At 66.4% G+C, this 16,780-nt stretch carries 18 protein-coding genes and 1 tRNA gene; 9 read left to right on the top strand and 10 right to left on the bottom strand.

What is annotated here, in order from left to right:
• Positions 1–199: 199 nt before the first annotated feature.
• The 5 genes from V8686_RS12345 to V8686_RS12325 form a co-directional block, all read right to left on the bottom strand.
• Positions 200–631, bottom strand: coding sequence for a hypothetical protein (locus V8686_RS12345; RefSeq protein ID WP_379704565.1), 432 nt, complete (start codon positions 629–631; stop codon positions 200–202).
• Between the two features lie 162 nt (positions 632–793).
• The gene (locus tag V8686_RS12340; protein WP_379704563.1) at positions 794–910 is read right to left on the bottom strand and encodes a rubrerythrin-like domain-containing protein; all 117 of its coding nucleotides are present in this window, start codon (positions 908–910) and stop codon (positions 794–796) included.
• A 93-nt stretch (positions 911–1,003) separates the two neighbouring features.
• Entirely contained in the window at positions 1,004–2,143 is a 1,140-nt protein-coding gene (locus V8686_RS12335) for an ATP-binding response regulator (RefSeq protein WP_379704561.1), read from the bottom strand.
• Positions 2,143–2,580, bottom strand: coding sequence for a response regulator (locus V8686_RS12330; RefSeq protein WP_379704559.1), 438 nt, complete (start codon positions 2,578–2,580; stop codon positions 2,143–2,145). Before V8686_RS12330 ends, V8686_RS12335 begins: the two co-directional genes overlap by 1 nt.
• Positions 2,581–2,583: 3 nt before the next feature.
• Positions 2,584–4,098 carry a sensor histidine kinase gene (locus tag V8686_RS12325; protein ID WP_379704557.1) on the bottom strand — a complete coding sequence of 505 codons (1,515 nt, stop codon included), beginning with the start codon at positions 4,096–4,098 and terminating at the stop codon, positions 2,584–2,586.
• A 378-nt stretch (positions 4,099–4,476) separates the two neighbouring features.
• On the opposite strand from V8686_RS12325, the gene V8686_RS12320 reads away from it, so the two are divergent.
• The 5 genes from V8686_RS12320 to V8686_RS12300 all read left to right on the top strand — a co-directional run bounded on the left by V8686_RS12320 (position 4,477) and on the right by V8686_RS12300 (position 8,305).
• Positions 4,477–5,628 (top strand): mandelate racemase/muconate lactonizing enzyme family protein, encoded by a 1,152-nt coding sequence (locus V8686_RS12320; RefSeq protein WP_379704555.1) that lies wholly within the window; start codon positions 4,477–4,479, stop codon positions 5,626–5,628.
• Positions 5,629–5,805: 177 nt separating this feature from the next.
• Positions 5,806–6,651, top strand: coding sequence for an NOP5/NOP56 family protein (locus V8686_RS12315; protein ID WP_379704553.1), 846 nt, complete (start codon positions 5,806–5,808; stop codon positions 6,649–6,651).
• Positions 6,648–7,283 carry a fibrillarin-like rRNA/tRNA 2'-O-methyltransferase gene (locus V8686_RS12310; RefSeq protein WP_379704551.1) on the top strand — a complete coding sequence of 212 codons (636 nt, stop codon included), beginning with the start codon at positions 6,648–6,650 and terminating at the stop codon, positions 7,281–7,283. The genes V8686_RS12315 and V8686_RS12310 overlap by 4 nt, the downstream gene beginning before the upstream one ends.
• A 75-nt stretch (positions 7,284–7,358) precedes the next feature.
• A complete protein-coding gene (tenA, locus tag V8686_RS12305; RefSeq protein ID WP_379704549.1) occupies positions 7,359–8,033 on the top strand; it encodes a thiaminase II in 675 nt (224 codons plus the stop codon).
• Positions 8,030–8,305, top strand: coding sequence for a hypothetical protein (locus V8686_RS12300; RefSeq protein ID WP_379704547.1), 276 nt, complete (start codon positions 8,030–8,032; stop codon positions 8,303–8,305). The genes tenA and V8686_RS12300 overlap by 4 nt, the downstream gene beginning before the upstream one ends.
• 201 nt (positions 8,306–8,506) lie before the next feature.
• Here the strand turns inward: V8686_RS12300 and V8686_RS12295 are convergent, their stop codons facing one another.
• Positions 8,507–8,806 (bottom strand): PadR family transcriptional regulator, encoded by a 300-nt coding sequence (locus V8686_RS12295; RefSeq protein WP_114586111.1) that lies wholly within the window; start codon positions 8,804–8,806, stop codon positions 8,507–8,509.
• Positions 8,807–9,204: 398 nt separating this feature from the next.
• On the opposite strand from V8686_RS12295, the gene V8686_RS12290 reads away from it, so the two are divergent.
• Genes V8686_RS12290 through V8686_RS12280 form a run of 3 tightly spaced genes read left to right on the top strand, consistent with a single transcriptional unit; the run spans position 9,205 to position 11,379 of the window.
• On the top strand, positions 9,205–10,281 hold the full coding sequence (locus tag V8686_RS12290) for a glutamate--cysteine ligase (RefSeq protein WP_379704544.1): 1,077 nt from the start codon (positions 9,205–9,207) through the stop codon (positions 10,279–10,281).
• A gap of 49 nt (positions 10,282–10,330) precedes the next feature.
• Entirely contained in the window at positions 10,331–10,846 is a 516-nt protein-coding gene (locus V8686_RS12285) for a helix-turn-helix domain-containing protein (protein ID WP_379704542.1), read from the top strand.
• 50 nt (positions 10,847–10,896) lie between these two features.
• The gene (locus V8686_RS12280) at positions 10,897–11,379 is read left to right on the top strand and encodes a phosphopantetheine adenylyltransferase (RefSeq protein WP_379704541.1); all 483 of its coding nucleotides are present in this window, start codon (positions 10,897–10,899) and stop codon (positions 11,377–11,379) included.
• Here V8686_RS12280 and V8686_RS12275 read toward each other — a convergent pair whose 3' ends face one another.
• Positions 11,380–11,688: a cyclin family protein gene (locus tag V8686_RS12275; RefSeq protein WP_379704539.1), complete on the bottom strand. Its 309-nt coding sequence runs from the start codon at positions 11,686–11,688 to the stop codon at positions 11,380–11,382.
• 85 nt (positions 11,689–11,773) lie between these two features.
• Between V8686_RS12275 and V8686_RS12270 the strand changes: the two genes are divergently transcribed.
• A tRNA-Leu gene (locus tag V8686_RS12270) sits at positions 11,774–11,858 on the top strand.
• A gap of 373 nt (positions 11,859–12,231) precedes the next feature.
• Here the strand turns inward: V8686_RS12270 and V8686_RS12265 are convergent.
• The 3 genes from V8686_RS12265 to V8686_RS12255 form a co-directional block, all read right to left on the bottom strand.
• Positions 12,232–14,919 (bottom strand): PAS domain S-box protein, encoded by a 2,688-nt coding sequence (locus tag V8686_RS12265; protein WP_379704537.1) that lies wholly within the window; start codon positions 14,917–14,919, stop codon positions 12,232–12,234.
• 76 nt (positions 14,920–14,995) lie between these two features.
• The gene (locus V8686_RS12260) at positions 14,996–16,264 is read right to left on the bottom strand and encodes a CaiB/BaiF CoA transferase family protein (protein WP_379704535.1); all 1,269 of its coding nucleotides are present in this window, start codon (positions 16,262–16,264) and stop codon (positions 14,996–14,998) included.
• A gap of 83 nt (positions 16,265–16,347) precedes the next feature.
• A complete protein-coding gene (locus tag V8686_RS12255; protein ID WP_379704533.1) occupies positions 16,348–16,779 on the bottom strand; it encodes a thiol-disulfide oxidoreductase DCC family protein in 432 nt (143 codons plus the stop codon).
• Position 16,780: the final 1 nt, after the last annotated feature.

The following is a 16,780-nucleotide window of genomic DNA, read 5'->3' as shown; positions in this document are numbered from 1 at the left end:
CCCCCGTGCCGGATGGGAAATATAGGAGACGAAACGGCGGGTGGGCCCTTACCAGAGGTACGCCCGCAATATTTATAAATGTTCCGGCAGCGAAATCCCCAAATTCGGGGTCTTTAACGGTCCTACACGGTGTTTCGTCCGTGTGGGTGGCCCACACGGGACGAGGATTCATTATATATATGCGTTGTGGTGGCGAGAGTCAGCCGAGATACGCCACGTCGACGCGGTGGGGTCCCGCCGGCGTGGACAGGGCGACGGCGTCGACGAGGGCATCCCGGACGCCGTCTCGCCACTCCGCGATGGCCGCGGTGTGTCGTTCGTGGTGACGTTCCGTCGTGTACGTACCGGCCTCCCGAAGACGGTCGGCCGTCTCGTCCGGGGCGGGATACGCCGGTGGCTCGGCGACGAGCGACGACGGGTCGACGTGGATGGCCGACGACGCCTCGTCGTCGGGATTCGGGCGGTGGAGACGCGCCCGCATCCGTCCGGAGAACGGCGGTGTGATCCGGAGGACCGTGTGGCGGTCGCTACGCCAGTTCGTCTCGAGAGCGGTCACCACGTCGTCGACGGTCACCACGATTCGGGTAACCGCCGTCGGATCGGTGGCGTCGTCGCGTCCGTCGTCCGGCATCGGCCGCTCCTGGGGGCCGGTGGACGAAAACGTGTCGTTGGCTCCCTCGACTCCCGAATCCCGCATCGCCGGCGATAGTGTCCGGTCTGATCCCGCGGTGGAAGGGACGCGTCCGCCGTTCAGCACGCCCACCGTAGGGGGGAGTCGACGAGGCCGTCTCGATCAGTACACGCGCTTTCGGCGCAGGGGGCCGCCACAGTCCGGACACGTCGCCCGGTAGGAGATTGGGCTGACACGTTCGTTACACGACTCACATTCGAACGACGACCCTTCCGACATCGACGCGACCTACGCGTCTGCCTATGTTAAATGTTACCACGAATGTCGGCCAGTCGACGGTTGCCGGCGCGGTCGGATCGAACGACGGGGCCGTCACGCGGGTGGGAGACCCATCCCGGTGATCTCGAATCGCGCGCCGCCATCGGCGCTCTCGGCGATGGCAATTTCCCACCCGTGGGCGTCGACGATTTCCCGGACGATGTCGAGACCGAACCCCGTGCCGTGTTCGTTCGTCGAGTATCCCGCTTCGAAGGCCTCCTCGCGTTTCTCCTCGGGGATCCCCGGACCGTCGTCGGCCACGTAGAGACCGTCGGCGACGCGACCGACCGTGATCGTCACGACCCCGGGAGCGTCGTTCGTGGAGCCGTGCTCCACGCTGTCGTCGGGGTGGTGCCGACTGCTCGTGGAGCCGTGCTCCACGCTGTTGCGAAACAGATTCTCGAACAACTGCGTCAGCCGCCCTGGATCGGCGGTGACGGTCCCGGAGACGTCGACGTGGAGTTCGCTCGCCGGCGCGGGGACGTTCTCCCAGGCAGACCGGATCAGGTCGCCGACGTCGACTGACTCCATCTCGTCGGCCGACCAGCCGTCACGGGCGAGTTCGAGCAAGTCGTCGACCAGCCCTTCCATTCGGTCGAGGGCGTCGATGGCTTCGCCGATGTGCTCCATCGACGCGTCCGTTCCCTGGCGCGATCCGGCCTCGTGGGAGAGCCGTCCCTGGGCGACGTTCAGTGGGTTCCGCAGGTCGTGGGAGACGATGCTGGCGAACCGCTCCAGTCGCTCGTTCTGGCGTTTCAGCCGCTGCTCCTGGCGGTGTCGTTCCATCGCGTAGCGAATCGCCCGTTCGAGCAGGGCGCCGTCGAGTTTGTCCTTGAGCAGGTAGTCCTGGGCCCCCTCCTGGATAGCCCGCAGCGCCGTCTCGTCGTCCGTCAACCCGGTCAACACCACGACCGGAAGCGGCTGGATATCCTCCACGGCGTCGATTCGCTCGTTCAGGCGTTCGAGCGTCTCGATGCCGTAGCTGTCAGCGAGACCGAGGTCGAGGAGGACGAGGTCGAACGGCTCCGCGGCGAGTCGCTCGACGGCCGCGGCGAGCGAGGAGACGTGTGTCAGGTCCGGCGGTTCGAAGACGGTGCTGGTCTCCGATCTGAGGTGGTGGCGGATCAGCCGTGCGTCCCCCTCGTTGTCCTCGACGAGAAGTACGTTCAGGCCGTCGTTCGGTCCAGTCGTCATTACTCGGGCGGAAGTTTGACGACCTGTAACCAGAACTCCTCGAGCGTGCCGACCACTTCGATGAAGCCGTCGAAGTCGACGGGTTTGGTGAGATAGGCGTTCGCGTGGCGTTCGTAGGACTTGATGACGTCCTCCTCGGCCTCGGAACTCGTCAGGACGACCACCGGGATCCGTTTGAGATCTTCACTCTCTTTGACCTCTTCGAGGACCTCTCGACCGTCCTTCCGGGGCATGTTCAGGTCCAGCAGAACGAGATCCGGCCGCGGCGTCTCTCGATACGGTCCCTCGCCGCGGAGGAACTGCAGCGTCTCGACCCCGTCGTTGACGACGTGGAGGTTGTTCGCGAGGCGACCCTTCTCGAGGGCCTTCCGCGTCAGCTTGACGTCGCCGGGATTGTCCTCCGCGAGAAGGATTTCGACGGGTTCGCGCTTCGACATACGTCAGGCCTTTTGACCGCTCTGTGTTGACTGTTGCGGCGAGCGTTTCGGGAGTTCGACGTGAAAGGTCGTCCCGTCGCTGCCGTCCGATTCGATCCAAATATCCCCTTCGTGGCGATTGGCGATACGCTGACAGATAGCGAGACCGATACCGGTGCCGTCGTCGTCCCGACTGGACTGCTCGAAGAGTTCGAAGACGCGTTCCTGTTGATCCGGGGGGATTCCCGGGCCGTTGTCGGTGATCGAGAGAACGACGGCGTTCGTGCGCTCCTCGGCGTCAACGTGGATCCTCGGCGGCACGTCCCCACCGGCGGCGTGTTCCGCGGCGTTGGACACGAGATTCTGGAAGAGCTGGCCGAGTTGGTTCTCGTCGGCGACGACGCGGGGCAGGTCGTCGTACGTGACCTCCGCATCCGTCTCCGCGAGCAGGAGTTCGAGGTCCTTCAGCACCCGCTCGAGGACGGCCTCGGTGTCGGTTTCCTCGAGCGCCTTCCCTTGCGTGTGCACGCGAGAGTACTGCAGGAGGTCGTCGATCATCGCCTGCATCCGCTGGGCGCCGTCGACGGCGAACTCGATGTACTCGTCGGCCTCGTCGTCGAGTTCGCCGCCGTACTCCGAGGCGAGCAGGTCGACGTAACTGGAGACCATCCGCAGGGGCTCCTGCAGGTCGTGGGAGGCGACGTAAGCGAACTGCTGCAGCTGGTCGTTGGAACGTTCGAGCTGCTCGACGGTCCGCTCCAGTTCGGCCTCCGTCTCCCTGATCTCCGTCAAATCCTGGAAGATGGCGTAACTCCGCGGTTCGTCGACTACTTCGTTACCGAACGGTACCAGTTCGATCAGAAACTGTCGCTCGCCGTCCTCGGTCGGAATCGTCGTCTCCGTCGTGAACCGCTCCCCATCGGCCGTATGCTCCAGAAATTCCGCGACCGTCTTCTCGTCCAGTTGTGGGATCACCTCGCCCAAATCCTCCCCGGTCGTCGTGCCGAACAGGGTGTCGAACCTCCGGTTCGTCGTTTCGACGACGAGTCGCTCGCCGTGGTGTCGGAGTGCGGCGATGCTCGAGGGGTCGTTCTCGAACAGGGATTCGAAACGCTCCTTCTCGCGCCGGCTGCGGTCCCGCGCTCGTTCGACGGTGGCGGTCCGCTGGCCGACTACCACGCCGGCCGCCATGCCGATCACCGTCGTCTGCAACACGATGATCGCGGGTTTCAGCTCGTTCTGGACGACCTGGATACCGACGACCCAGGCCGTCAACCCCCCAACCGTCACGACACCCGCGACGGCCCACTTCGTCACCAGTCCGACGAACGCGTCGTCGTACTCCACGCTCCGGAGCCTCCGGATCGCGTAGAACACCCCCAGAAGCAGCGCGAAGGGCAACGCGTTCTCGACGACCGTCGAGGTGAGCGCGTTTCCTTGCACCATCCAGTCCTCGTACACGTCGAACACCAGCACACCGGTCAACGCCAGTCCGATGCCGGACAGCACGGCCAGTGATAGCCGCCGATTCAGTCGCATTCGGTCCAATCTCCCGGGACGGGTACTTAGTCCTTTGTCGGTCCCGTTTTCAGGACTGGTAATCGGGGGCGAGGTACTGTTTCGCGGCGGTTCAGGAGCACCGTCTCTCACGTCGATCCGACTGCTTCACGCCGCTCCGACGTCAGCGCACGATTCGACGCGGTGGGCGTCGAGCGTCGGTAGCCGACCCTGGCCGGGAGGTGGTGGGTCGAGAACGGCACGACGGCGCGTCGATCCGAGTCGACAGCACGGTCGACGAACCGGTGACGGTGTCACTCCCGGCGGTGCTCGACCCCGTCTCGTGTTACTCCCCCGTCTCGTTCGTCGGCAGGGGTTTCGATGCGACCGTATAACTCTCCGGAGGTACCGTACGCGGATATGATCGACGTATCCGTCGAAAGTGTGGAGACGATCGGACTCTCGGCAACGCTCGAAGACCGGTTCGGATACGCACAGGAGTGGGTCGACAGCCGGTCGGCAGTCCTCGTCAGGATCGAGGCGGACGACGGGACGGTCGGCTGGGGAGAGTGCTGGGGTCCGGTGGCCGGAACGCGGGAGATCGTCGAAGAGGTCCTCGCGCCGACGATTCTCGGGGAGAATCCGCTTCACGTCGAACGACTCTACGACCACCTGTACGACGCCGGTCGGGCGACGTACCAGACGGTCGTCCCGCTGCCGGCGATCAGCGGACTCGACATCGCACTCTGGGATCTCAAAGGAAAGCTGATGGACCAGCCCGTATCCGTGCTCCTGGGTGGCCGCGAGCGTGAGGAAATCCGTGCCTACGCGACGGGTCACTACTTCAGGGATACCGCCGACCTCGGAGTTCAGTACAGCGAGATCGCGGACGAAGCGGCAGCGAACGCCGACCGGTTGGGCGCGTTGAAGTTGAAGACCGGACTCTCGCTGCTCGGATACGGACCGACGGAAGACGTCGAACTCGTTCGAAGGGTCCGGGAGCGAGTCGGTGACGACGTGACGATGATGGTGGACGCCAACTACGCGTACACTCGGCGCGAAGCACGGGAGGTGGGACGGCGACTGGACGGACTGGGCGTCCACTGGTTCGAAGAACCCGTTGCACCGGAGGACATCGACGGATACGCGTCGCTTCGGGCCGATCTGGAAGTCCCGATTGCGGGCGGCGAGTGCCACACCCCGACGGACTTCACCCGGCTGTTCGACGTCCACGGCCTGGACATCGCACAACCCGACGTCTGTATCGTGGGGGGCCTCACCCCGGGACGCCGTATCGTTACCCGGGCCGAAGAACACGGAATCGACGTCGTTCCACACGCCTGGGGAACTCCAGTCGGACTGGCCGCCAGCCTACACCTCATCGCGACAGTCGACAGGGAGCCGTGGTTGGAGTACGATCGCTCGCCGAATCCGATCCGCGACGCACTCACCGGTCCCGGTATCACTCCGGACGACGGAACGGTGTCGATCCCGTCTGCTCCGGGTCTGGGCGTGGACGTCGACCTCGATGCAGTGGCCGACTACCGGATCGATGGCGGAGACGAGCGATGACGGGGACCACAGCGCGGCGTGGACCCACCGTTTCGATCCGGCGTCCGAGGGGTTCCGGCGGCATTGGGCAGTGAGGACCCACTATGGCCGACGTCGACGACGACAGCCGAGCGACGACGGGGACGTCGAGCCGTCGTATCGGAAGCGCATTTACAAGCTGGGTGACTAAGGTCGGGTATGAGTAACGAATCTGCGGGTGTCGCCTGGTTCCGGGACGTGGATCCCGGCGACGTCGACGCGGGTCGCGACGCCATCGAGGGCGGAAGCGCCGACGAACCGGCCGACTGGCCCGCCCTCGCCGTCGAGGCGGGCTTCGCCGCCGACGAAGACGAATATTACGACCTGCTTCACGAAGCCACGGTGCACGCGACTCGGGCGGCCGTCCGGGAACGCGAACGCGCCGACGACCAGCAACTCGTCCACGCCGTACGAAGCATGGACGACGCCGAGCGAACGGCGAACGAACTCGCCGAACGTGTCTCGGAGTGGGCCGGGGCACTGTTCGACGACGCGCCTGCCGGCGTCGAGGGCGTCCGGTCGATAGCCACCCGCGACCCCGAGACGCCAGCCGAACACCGTGCCATCTCGCTCGCCGAACGGGTGGCCGACCTGGCGGACGAGGCCGATGCCCTCCGGGCCTACATCGAGCGCGCGGCCCCGGCGGTGGCACCGAACCTGAGTCGGATGGCCGAACCGGTGCTCGCGGCCCGACTGGTTGCACTCGCCGGCGGCCTCGGCGACCTGGCGAAGAAGCCCTCGGGCACGGTGCAGGTCCTCGGTGCCGAGGACGCCCTCTTCGCACACCTCTCGGGACGGGCGCCGTCGCCGAAACACGGCGTCATCTACACGCACGACTACGTCCGGAACACGCGCCCCGAGGACCGCGGGTCGGCCGCCCGAGCGCTGGCGGGGAAACTCACCATCGCCGCCAGAATCGACCACTACGCCGGCGACCTGCGGCCGTCGCTGCACGAGGAACTCGACGACCGCATCGCGACCATCCGCGCGAGGGCCGACTCGTGAGCCTCCCCGACGGCGTCGAGCGGCGGAGCTTCGACGACCGCCAGCGACTCGCCACCCGCGGCGACCCCGTGTACGGTGAACCGACCGACGGTCCGTGGCGCCTGTGGGACGCGGGTCGGTCGAAACTCGGCGCGATGCTGGAACTCGGCCTCGACACCGGGCTCTCGGGCGGGGAGTCCGTCCTCTATCTCGGCGCCGCGAGTGGCACGACGGTCAGCCACGTCGCCGACTTCGCGGGACCGACCTACGCCGTCGAGTTCGCCCCTCGCCCCACTCGCGATTTGGTCGACGTGGCGGCCGCCCGTCCGACCCTCTTCCCCCTCCTGAAGGACGCTCGCCGTCCCGAGACGTACGCCCACGTCGTCGAATCCGGTCTCGACGTCCTCGTCCAGGACGTGGCGACCCGGGGCCAGGCTCGCGTCGCCGCACGCAACCGGACGTTCCTCGACCCGGACGGACGCCTCCTCGCGGCGATCAAGGCCCGTAGCGAGGACGTGACCAGGGACCCGTCGGCGGTGTTCGAGGACGTCCTCGACGACCTGCGCGGGAGCTACGAGGTGCTCGAGACGGCCCGACTGGACCGCTACCACGACGACCACCTCGCCGTCGTCGCTCGCCCACGCGAGGAGTGAGGCCGAGGGAACGACGGCGATCACCGACTGATACAACCCGGAAACCTTCTTGCGTTGGGCGACCGGATCGCCACTATGGCCTTCACCGACGACCTGCAACCCCTGGCGGACGGCCTCTGGGACGACATCGTCGCCCACCCGATGGTGTCACGGCTCGGCGACGGGACCCTCGACGTGGCGCCGTTCGAGTACTGGGTCCGACAGGACTACGTCTACCTGATCGACTACGCGCGGGTGTTCGCACACGGCGCCGCGAGCGCGTCGACGCTCGATCACATGGGCACGTTCGCGGAGCTGTTACACGAGACCATCGACACCGAGATGGACCTCCACCGGGCCTACGCGGCCGAGTTCGGCATCGACGAGGACGTGCTCGAAGCCACGGAGCCGTCGCCGACGACCCGGGCCTACACGGACTTCCTCGTGCGGACGGCCGCGACCGGTACCTTCGGCGACCTGGTCGCCGCTCTCCTCCCCTGTATGTGGGGGTTCAACGAGACGGCGCTCCGACTCGAAGCCGAGGGGATGCCGGACGACGAGCGATACGCGGAGTGGATTCGGACCTACGCGGGCGAGGAGTTCTCGGAACTCACCGCGTGGTGTAAGGATCTGATGGACGAGGTGGCGGCGGACGCGACGCCGGCGGTGCGGGAGCGCTACCGTGACCGGTTCCTCACGTCCGCCCGCTACGAGTATCGGTTCTGGGACGCCGCGTGGCGACAGGAACGCTGGACGGTCGGTCCGGCATGACCGCGGCGGACCATCTCCGGACGCTCCACGAACAGCTAGCGGCCACGGAGGAACTGCCGGTTCGTCCCGACGCGAGCCCGTGGCTCGGGGAGGCCGCGGCCATTACCGCCGACGCGATGGACGCCGATCTCCCCAGTGACGTCCTCGCAGACAGGATCCAGCGCGTCGCGGCTCTGTTGGCCGAAGTCGAGACGACCGGAAATCCGAAGGCCGACGAGCACGTCGCCGCGGCCGAACGCGCCGCGAACCGTCTGCTCGACGCCGTCGACTGATACGGACTGTCGTACGTCGTTGCCGGCCGTCGGCGACGGTCGATACACAGTTACAACAATCCGTACGAGTGGGTGGGTGCCGGCGACGCACACGCCCGCGAATTTGATATCGATAGAGATCCTAGGAGGTGCGCCGCGTCGGAGGCACGGCGCCGACCGGGGTGTCCCCCCACCCCGACGAACGCGGCTCGTTCTTTCCGATCAGGCGGGCGTCGCTTCTTCGATCAGGTCGGAGACGTACTGATCTTCCCACTCCCGACGTGCTTCGAGTTCCCGCCGACCGCGACGCGTCAACGTGTAGTAGTTGGTCCGCCGGTCGCGTTGTCCCTTGTCGATGAGTCCCTTCTCGACCAGCGTGTCGAGATTCGGATACAGTCGGCCGTGGTGGATCTCGCTCTCGTAGTAGTCCTCGAGTTCCTCTTTGATCGCCAGGCCATGCGGTTCGTCGAGGCCGGCGATCACGTACAGGAGATCTCGCTGGAAGCCGGTCAAATCGTGCATCGTCACCTCCCATTTATATCTCGACGCTTATATGTCTTCCGTGGAGGGACACGATGCTGCACGGGCGCCGGAATCGACGTCCACAGTCCCCGCTTCTCGGCTTCGCGGACGTCTCCCGACGGCGGTATCGCGCCACGTGACGGTCCAGCCGTGGAACGTCACCATCCGCTGATACTGCCGAAAACGACGAGTGTCGGTGCTCGACGCTCCCACCCGCTCGGCCGCCGGTCGGGTTTCGGCGTCGCCGGAAATCGACGGCCGGCGCGGTCCACTCTCGCCACCACCGTGGACCGCCGTCGCCGGGAAACATCTCCGAATGATTACAGGAGGCGAGGCGTGACGAGGCGCCGGTTCCGCGTCCACGACTTATTTAATCGACGGCATCGAACGAGCCGTCGATGGATATCGGCTCGCGGGACGCGTTCGAGCGGATGGGTACGCTCGGGATCGAAGAGGAGTTCTACATCGTCGACGAGGCGGGACACCCGACCGCCGGAATCGACGACTTGATCTACGGGAGTGACCCACCCGACCCGCTGGTCGACCGTCTCGACCACGAACTGTTCCAGTTCACCATCGAGACACAAACCCCGCTGATCGAGCGGCCGGCGGACGCGGCCGCGAAACTGGCGACGGTGCGGGAGGCACTCGTCGACCACGCGGCCGACCACGGCTACCGAATCGCGGCCGCCGGTCTCCACCCGACGGCCAAGTGGCGGGAACTCGACCACGCGACCAAGGAACGCTACCGCGCCCAACTCGACCGGATTCAGTATCCACAGCACCGCAATACGACGGCGGGACTGCACGTCCACGTCGGCGTCGACGACGCCGACAAGGCGACCTGGATCGCCAATCACCTGCGGTGGTATCTCCCGCCGATCCTCGCGCTCGCGGCCAACTCTCCGTTCTGGAACGGCTTCGACACCGGACTGGCCTCCGCACGTGCGAAAGTGTTCGAGAACCTCCCCAACACGGGTATCCCGACGGCGTTCGAGGATTTCGAAGCGTACCAGTCGTTCGAGCGGCGCATGGTCGAGACGGGGTCGATCAACGACCGTGGCGAACTCTGGTACGACGTGCGCCCACACACCGGCCACGGGACGGTGGAGGTGCGCACCCCCGACGCGCAGGCCGACCCCGACCGGGTTCTCGCAGTCGTCGAGTACGTCCACGCCCTGGTCCTCGACCTGGCGGAGCGCTACGACGACGGGGAGACACTCCCCAGCCTCCGTCGCGAGTTCCTCGACGAGAACAAGTGGCGGGCGATGCGCTACGGCCACGACGCCTCCTTCGTCACTCGTTCGGGCGAGGATACCGTCCCACTCGGAACGTTCGTCGAGAACGAGAGCGAACGCCTCGGCGTCGACGGTATCCGCGAGGTAATCGACACGCCGAGCGGGGCGGCTACCCAGCGACGCCTGCTCGACGAGGAGGGCGCGGACGCCCTTCGCGAGTCCCTCGTGCTGTCCTGAGCGGAGCAAACCTTTTGTCCGCCGGGTTCTGACCTTCCGGCGAGAACATATGTCTGAAGAGAACGGCTCCGAACGGCTCGACGTGGACGACGGGTCGGACGCCGAGGACGGCGTGTCGGCTCGCGAGCGACTGGAGGCCGAGGCAGACCGGGCGGTCACGGAGTTCGACGAAGGGGTCGTCGACCTGTTGGCGTGGGTGCTGGACACCGAGACCCGCGCCCGAATTTACGTCTACCTCAGACAGCATCCCGGCTCGACGAGCGACGAAGTCGCCGAGGGGACCGGACTCTACCCCAGCACGGTCCGGGAGGCGCTGGCCCAGCTCAACGAGGAGGAGACGGTCGAACGCCACAAACGCGAGAGCGCGGGTGCCGGCAACAACCCGTACGAGTACGAGGCCATCGCGCCGAGTGCCCTCGTTCACGGCGTGGTCGGTCAGGTGCAAGAGCAGTTGAACGCCGTGTTCAACCTCGACCGGCGATTGAACGGGGATCAGGAGGACGACGCCGACGGCGAGACGGACACGGAGCCGGTTCGAATCACCGTCGAAGACGCCGACGAGTAACGGTTCCGTGAGTCGACCTGTTTAAGTCTCGCCGATTCGTGGAAGCGGACATGCAGGTCGCGCTTGGTGGGACGTTCGACCCGGTTCACGACGGACACCGTGCCCTGTTCGACCGGGCCTTCGAACTCGGCGACGTCACCGTCGGTCTCACGAGTGACGACCTCGCTACCGAGACGCGCAAGGTCCCCCGGCGCGTTCGTCCGTTCGCGGACCGGCGAGCGGACGTCGACGCCGAACTCGCCTCCCTCGCGGCTGATCACGGCCGTACCTACGAGATTCGACGGCTCGAGGAGCCGACCGGTATCGCGACCGAGGCCGGCTTCGACGCCATCGTCGTCTCGCCGGAGACCCGGGCCGGCGCCGAACGCATCAACGAAATCCGCGAAGCGCACGGGCTCGCACCCCTCCGTATCGACGTCGTCGACCACGTCCCCGCCGAGGACGGCGAGCGCATCTCCTCGACACGGATCGTTCGCGGCGAAATCGACCGCCACGGCAATCTCACCCCCGAGCGAACGCCCGAGACGGACTGATCACCACTCGGGCGGGCGAAAGCCGGAGTCCTCCAGCAAGTCCTTCCACCGTTGCTGGACACTGAGACGCGTCACGTCCATCGCGGCGGCGACCGAGCCCTGCGACCGTTCCTCGCCGGCGATGAGCGCCCCGGCGTAGAGGCTGGCGGCCGCCACCGCGGGTTTCGATCGCTCCTCGCCGGGGACGTTGGAGAGAAACAGATCGACTGCGTTCGACCGGGCCTCCGCACCGAGTTCGAGACCATCGGCGGCCCGTGTCAGGCGAGCGACCCACTCCTCGTTGTCGACCCGGTCGCGGGCACGGTACATACACGTCCGTTGGCCGGCCGCCCACTTAAACATCCGAGCGGAGCGACAGCTACTTACCCGACTCGGCGGCAATGGTTCGTCGTGCGCGCGGGTAGCCAAGCTAGGCCAAAGGCGCAGCGCTTAGGACGCTGTCCCGTAGGGGTCCGCCGGTTCAAATCCGGTCCCGCGCAGTGAGGAGCGAAGCGACGAACGAGCAGGCCGGATTTGTGGTAGACCGAGGTTCTGCGCCGAAGGCGCAGGTTCTCGGGCGTGGTTCAAATCCGGTCCCGCGCACTTCTCGGCTCGGACGAACGTGAGAGCCGGAAGTGCGCACAGCGGATTTGAACCACGGTCACTCCGCTTCGCGCCGTTCTCTGGCTCAAATCCGGACCCGGCATCGACCGGGAAAGCGGGAAGGATTCGAGGGAGACCGAGGTTCTGCGCCGCAAGCACGAGTTCTCTGGCGTCGTTCGAATCTGCCCCCCACACCGAAGGCGGAGCGCGCGAAGAGCCGGTGTGGAGTTGCGGCGCGGAGGACGAGCGGCGTCCTCGCGACCACCCCACTCACGCCTCGACGAACTCGACGCCCGTCATCTCGAATCGTGCCCCGCCGTCGCTCCCGTCGGTGGCACGGACGGTCCAGCCGTGTGCCTCGGCAACTTGTTCGACGATGCTCAGCCCGAAGCCGGTGCCGTCCTCGGCCGTGGAGAAGCCGGCCTCGAAGATGGTTTCACGGTTCGCCTCGGGGATGCCCGAGCCGTCGTCCTCGACGTAGAAGCCGTTAGGGAGTTCGCCGACGGTGACGGTGACGCCGCCGCTTCCGCCGCCGTCGTCGGCCTCCGTCCGACTGCTCGTGGAGTCACGCTCCACGCTGTCCCCGCGAGTTCCCGGGCGGGGAACGGTCGACCCGTGCTCGATCGAATTCCGCATCAGGTTCTCCAGCAGTTGCTGGAGGCGGTTCCGGTCGGCTCGGATCGTCACGTCGGCGTCGACGACGAGCGTCGCCGCGTCCGTCTCGATGTTGAGCCAGCAGGTTTCTGCCAGATCCCCGAGCGAAATCGGATTCAGACGGTCGATCTGTTGCCCGCTCCGGGCGAGCGTGAGCAGGTCGTCGATCAGCGTCTGCATCCGTTCGTGCGCCCGGATCACGGCGTCGAGGTTCTCCAACTCGCCGGTCTCTCGGGCGAGTTTCGCCTGGCCCTGGGCGACGTTCAGGGGGTTCCGCAGGTCGTGGGAGACGATGCTGGTGAACTCGTCCAGTCGCTCTTTCTTCCGTTGCAACTCTTTCCGTTCGGTGACGTCGATGTAGAACGCGAACGTGCCGACGATGTCGTCGTTGGCGTCGCGTCGCGGGACGGCCCGTAACAGCGTCTCGACGACCGTGCCGTCGGCGGTGACCAGGTCTCGGTCGGCGTTCACGGGGTCGCCGGTCAGCACGCGGTCGAAGCAGCCCTCGTCGAGCAGTTTGCGCCGGGAGTTCGGGGTGTAGAGCTCCGAGAGGTCCCGGCCCAGGAGCGCCGATTTCTCGTAGCCGACGGTTTCGACGAATCGCTGGTTGCAGTCCACGATGATCGGGCGGTCATCCTCGGCACGGGTGGCGACGCCCATGACCGGCGCTTCCTCGAAGAGGTAGCGGTACTGTTCTTCGAGTTTGCCGCTGACGGTCTCTAGCTCCTCGGCGCGGCGCCTGAGTTTGGCTTCCCGCTCGCGACGGTCGGTGATGTCCATGATGACCGTGACGACCGCCTCGATGTCGCCGTCGGCCGCGAACAGTGGGGCAGCGTTGATCGAGAGCCACCGCCGCTGCCCGTCGGGGAGTTCGATGCCGTGTTCGTAGCCGGATACCGGCTCTCCCACCTCGACGACGCGCCTGAAGGGAAGGTCCTCGCTCGGGATCGAGTCGCCGTTCTCGTCGACGATCCGCCACGCCGGGTCGTCGTAGGCCCGGCCGGTGATGTCCGAACGCGAGAGCCCCAGCGTCTCCTCGGCGTGTTCGTTCGCGCGTTCGATGGTCCCGTCCGGGGCGACGATAGCGATACCGACTGGACTGGTTTCGAGGAGTCGCTGCACCTTCTCCCGCTCGCTCCGGAGTCTCGACTCGCGTTCCCTGAGATCGGTGATCTCGCGAGTGACACCGACGACGCCCTCGACGGTGCCCTCGACGACCAGCGGCGCGAGCCGATACGACAGCACCGCGTAGCCCGCATTCGGGAACTCCCCCGCGATTTCGCCGTTGATTTCCGCTCGCTCGCCGTCGAGCAGTTCTCGATAAGGGTCTCCCTCGGCGTCGTCGCGAATCATCGGCACGAGGTGGCTCGGTTGGCCCTCCAGGTCGTCGGGCGTCGTCCCGTAGAACTCCGCGAGGTACTCGTTTACCACCTCGAACCGTCCGTCTTCGTCGTAGATACAGGCCGATCCCTGCATCGTGTTCACCATCCGCTCGTAGCGTCGTAGCTTCCGTTCGCGGGTTTTCCGCTCGGTGATGTCGGTGATGAACCCCTCCAGAGCCGCCACGTCGCCCTCGTCCGTGTCCACGGCGCGGCCGCGCTCCCACATCCACCTGACGGTCCCGTCAGCGGTTACGATCCGATAGGTGACCTCGAAGGTCCCGTCCCGCGACAGCGCCTCCTTGACGGTCTCCCAGATCGAGGTCCGGTCGTCGGGATGGACGACGGACTCGCCCCACATCGTCCCGTTTCGCTCCAACGTCTCGGGGTCGTAGCCGGTGAGTTCCTCGACTTCTCCCTCGACGGTCGTCATCGGCCACCCCTCCTCGTTCCGACACCGATAGACCATCCCCGGGAGGTTGCTGATGAGCGTCTCCAGCCGACGAGTCCGCTCCGACAGCATCCGATCGGATCGATACGCAGCCACGGCGTTGACGATGCGGTTCGCGAGCAGTTCGTACTGCTTCGTGCCGGCCCGCTTCTGGAGGTAGTCGGTGACTCCGGCGGAGATAGCTTCGCTGGCGACTTCCTCGGACCCCTTGCCGGTAAAGAGGATAAACGGGAGGTCGGGGTACGACTCGCGGACGGTGGTCAGGAACTCGATGCCTTCCCTCCCGGCCACCTCGTGGTCGGAGACGATGCAGTCGACGCCGTCACCGAGTCGCTCTAGCGCCTCGTCGGGGCTCGTCGTCGTCCCGACGTCGAGACGGTCGTCCTCCCGTTCGAGGTAGATGGCAACCATCTCTCCGAAGTCGGGGTCGTCATCGACGTGCAGGACGCGTATCCGTTCGGAGGACGCACTCATCAGTTTGGTACATGGTCTCATCTACCGGACTGTGCATAAGTGTCCGGGTGGTACGAGCCACGCGGTCCGTGTTCGCTCAGTCGTCGCCCGGAATGGCCCCGTCCGCCCGCAGGGTCGCCAGGTCGTCGTCGTCGTAGCCGAGTTCGCGAAGGATCGCCTCGGTGTCCTCGCCCAGGAGGGGCGGCGCGCCGTCGAAGCCGGCCTCCGCGTGTTCGTAGTTGAGCGGATGCTCGATCACTGGCACCGTCCCGAGGGCCGGGTGGTCGACCTCTCGGATTACGTCACGCGCGTCGGTCTGCTCGTTGTCGAGTGCCTTCGGCACGTCGTAGACCGGGCCGACCGGCAGGCCGTGCTCGTCGGCCAAGAGGTCCACCCACTCCTCGGTGGTGCGGTCCCTGAACACGGCCGAGAGTTCTGCTTCGAGTGCGTCCATGTTGTCGACGCGGTCCGGGTTGGTGGCGAAGCGGTCGTCGTCGATCAGGTCGGGGCGGTCGATGGCCTCACAGAGTTCGGCCCAGAGCTTCTGGTTCGCACAGCCGACGTTGAGGTAGCCGTCGGCGGTCGGGTACGTCTGATACGGTGCGAGGACGGGATCTTTCGTCCCCATCCGCGTTGGTTCCTCACCGACGAACGCCTTGCCGGCCTGTTTGGTCAGCCACGGGAGCGCGGCGTCGTGCATCCCGATTTCGACTCGGTCGCCCTCGCCCGAGAGTTCCCGTCGGAAGAGCGACCCCACGATGCCGAAGGCCGCCCACATACCGGTAATGAGGTCCGTCTGTGGGAGCCCCACCTTGACGGGGTCGCCGTCCTCGGGGCCGGTGACGCTCATGATGCCGCTCGTCCCCTGCACCAGCAGGTCGTAGCCCGGGCGACTACTCCACGGCCCCGTCTCGCCGAACGCCGAGATGGAACAGTACACCAGGTCCTCGTTCACCGCTCGCAGGTCGTCGTAGCCGACGCCGAGACGCTCCGCGGTACCCGGTCGGAAGTTCTCGACGACCACGTCCGCCTCCTCGACCAGGTCGTAGAGGGCCGCCAACCCCGAGTCGGTCTTGAGGTTGAGTTCGACGCTCAACTTGTCGTAGTTGATGGTCCAGAAGTACGGGGACTCGCCGTTCTCGTCGGCGGTTCGTCCGGGGCCGTCGTAGTCGGGATCGGGTTCGACGAACGGCGGGCCGGAGTGACGGTTGTCGTCTCCGAGTTCGGGGCGTTCGACCTTGATGACCTCGGCGCCCTGATTCGCCAACATCAGCGTCGCGAACCCTCCGGTGACGAACGTCGTCAGGTCGACGACGGTGATGTCCTCGAGGATACGGTCCGCGTCCGCGTCGTCGGTCGCTGTCATACACGGTCCTGTGGCCGACCCGACTAAAATGCTTCCGGGGAACCGGTGGACGTGCCGCGTGGGCCGCCGTCCGTGGCCCACCGTCAGTCGAGGAAGCGGTCGCTCACGTCCTCGTCCGGGACCATGCACCGCTCCTTCCGCCCGAACCAGCCGTAGCGGTTGGCGGCGACGATGTCGTAGAGTGCGTCCCGAAGCCGCCGCGGAACGAGACGGCCCAGACGGGCGAGGCGGTAGGGCCACCCGAGCAGTTCCGCCACGCGGATGGCGGCACCGGACTTCGTGTACGCCCGGTCACCCTCGACGAGGACTACGGTGTCCATGTCGTCACCGGCCAGCCCGGCTCGCTCCAGCAACGCCTGCCCCGAGTCCGACTGGAGGGGCGCGTAACGAATGCGGCCGGCCGGGTCGCGCCGGACGAGAAACTGGACCACGCCGTTACAGAGGTTGCAGACCCCGTCGAACAGCAACACCGGGCCGTCCGGCGTCGCGTCGTCGCCCGTCCCGTCCCCGGTCATC

This window comes from Haloplanus litoreus (assembly GCF_045690335.1).
Lineage (GTDB): Archaea > Halobacteriota > Halobacteria > Halobacteriales > Haloferacaceae > Haloplanus > Haloplanus litoreus.
The sequence above is the reverse complement of the archived record's forward strand: the minus strand, read 5'-3'. Positions and strand labels throughout refer to the sequence as shown.

What these genes read in the sequence shown, in the direction of transcription:
- V8686_RS12345 (WP_379704565.1), bottom strand. Translation starts at nt 631, where the DNA reads ATGCCGGACGACGGACGCGACGACGCCACCGATCCGACGGCGGTTACC.
- V8686_RS12340 (WP_379704563.1), bottom strand. Translation starts at nt 910, where the DNA reads ATGTCGGAAGGGTCGTCGTTCGAATGTGAGTCGTGTAACGAACGTGTC.
- V8686_RS12335 (WP_379704561.1), bottom strand. Translation starts at nt 2,143, where the DNA reads ATGACGACTGGACCGAACGACGGCCTGAACGTACTTCTCGTCGAGGAC.
- V8686_RS12330 (WP_379704559.1), bottom strand. Translation starts at nt 2,580, where the DNA reads ATGTCGAAGCGCGAACCCGTCGAAATCCTTCTCGCGGAGGACAATCCC.
- V8686_RS12325 (WP_379704557.1), bottom strand. Translation starts at nt 4,098, where the DNA reads ATGCGACTGAATCGGCGGCTATCACTGGCCGTGCTGTCCGGCATCGGA.
- V8686_RS12320 (WP_379704555.1), top strand. Translation starts at nt 4,477, where the DNA reads ATGATCGACGTATCCGTCGAAAGTGTGGAGACGATCGGACTCTCGGCA.
- V8686_RS12315 (WP_379704553.1), top strand. Translation starts at nt 5,806, where the DNA reads ATGAGTAACGAATCTGCGGGTGTCGCCTGGTTCCGGGACGTGGATCCC.
- tenA (WP_379704549.1), top strand. Translation starts at nt 7,359, where the DNA reads ATGGCCTTCACCGACGACCTGCAACCCCTGGCGGACGGCCTCTGGGAC.
- V8686_RS12300 (WP_379704547.1), top strand. Translation starts at nt 8,030, where the DNA reads ATGACCGCGGCGGACCATCTCCGGACGCTCCACGAACAGCTAGCGGCC.
- V8686_RS12295 (WP_114586111.1), bottom strand. Translation starts at nt 8,806, where the DNA reads ATGCACGATTTGACCGGCTTCCAGCGAGATCTCCTGTACGTGATCGCC.
- V8686_RS12290 (WP_379704544.1), top strand. Translation starts at nt 9,205, where the DNA reads ATGGATATCGGCTCGCGGGACGCGTTCGAGCGGATGGGTACGCTCGGG.
- V8686_RS12285 (WP_379704542.1), top strand. Translation starts at nt 10,331, where the DNA reads ATGTCTGAAGAGAACGGCTCCGAACGGCTCGACGTGGACGACGGGTCG.
- V8686_RS12280 (WP_379704541.1), top strand. Translation starts at nt 10,897, where the DNA reads ATGCAGGTCGCGCTTGGTGGGACGTTCGACCCGGTTCACGACGGACAC.
- V8686_RS12275 (WP_379704539.1), bottom strand. Translation starts at nt 11,688, where the DNA reads ATGTACCGTGCCCGCGACCGGGTCGACAACGAGGAGTGGGTCGCTCGC.
- V8686_RS12265 (WP_379704537.1), bottom strand. Translation starts at nt 14,919, where the DNA reads ATGAGTGCGTCCTCCGAACGGATACGCGTCCTGCACGTCGATGACGAC.
- V8686_RS12260 (WP_379704535.1), bottom strand. Translation starts at nt 16,264, where the DNA reads ATGACAGCGACCGACGACGCGGACGCGGACCGTATCCTCGAGGACATC.
- V8686_RS12255 (WP_379704533.1), bottom strand. Translation starts at nt 16,779, where the DNA reads ATGACCGGGGACGGGACGGGCGACGACGCGACGCCGGACGGCCCGGTG.